The 717-nt window shown below is 47.6% G+C and carries 3 protein-coding genes; 1 reads left to right on the forward strand and 2 read right to left on the reverse strand.

Going from position 1 to position 717, the window contains the following annotated elements; genetic code table 11:
- On the forward strand, nucleotides 1-242 hold a 242-nt coding region (locus tag EAE89_RS23080; RefSeq protein WP_214086677.1), incomplete at its 5' end, for a zinc ribbon domain-containing protein.
- On the opposite strand, the gene EAE89_RS23085 is transcribed toward EAE89_RS23080, so the two are convergent.
- Entirely contained in the window at nucleotides 139-378 is a 240-nt protein-coding gene (locus EAE89_RS23085; protein WP_214086678.1) for a hypothetical protein, read from the reverse strand. The two genes, EAE89_RS23080 and EAE89_RS23085, sit on opposite strands and share 104 nt — an antisense overlap.
- 60 nt (nucleotides 379-438) lie before the next feature.
- Nucleotides 439-717 (reverse strand): DeoR/GlpR family DNA-binding transcription regulator (locus tag EAE89_RS23090; RefSeq protein WP_479687603.1); only part of this gene is annotated, 279 nt, incomplete at its 5' end.

The following is a 717-nucleotide window of genomic DNA, read 5'->3' on the forward strand; positions in this document are numbered from 1 at the left end:
TCAAACTGGCTCAGTGGTTCGCCAGCTCGAAAACCTGTCATTGCTGCGGTCACAAAATGCCGGATATGCCGCTGCATAAGCGGATCTGGCAATGCCCTTTCTGTCGAGTCGAACATGACCGCGATATCAATGCGGCGATCAACATCCAGGGCAAGGGCATAACAGTATTACAGGCGGCGGGACTCGCCGTTTCTGCCCATGGAGGCCTGCGTAAATCCGTTGCACCAACGGTTGCGGCCTGAGAAGTGGGAAGCCTCGCCGTTTTTTACGGCGGGGAGCAGTCACCTGATCGAAGTTTAAATTTTGGTTATTTTTAAGCAAAGCACTGGCAAGTTGCTGGCCCAGAAAACCTGCGGCACCCGTGATTATCACTTTCATTGCGACTCTCCTTGTTTAATAGCTTTGGGCTATTTGTGCTTGTAAGTAGATTTTTTGTTCTTATATGCTAACGGTATGTAATATCAGGTTGTGCTCTCGTAATTGTTGCTGCACTTCTGGGGAAAGTTGGCTATCACAGACAATATCATCCAAACTCGAAAGCGGGCAGACACGAAACATACCGTATTTGCCATATTTACTACTGTCAGAAACTAAGACCCGGCGGCGGGCAGTTTTTAGTACTGCCTGTTTGACTAATATTTTCTCTTCATGTGGTGTGGAGACACCATGCTCCAGATCCCATGAACTGGTGCTAATAAAAGCAATGTCTACATTCAA

This window comes from Photorhabdus heterorhabditis (genome assembly GCF_018448905.1).
GTDB lineage: Bacteria > Pseudomonadota > Gammaproteobacteria > Enterobacterales > Enterobacteriaceae > Photorhabdus > Photorhabdus heterorhabditis.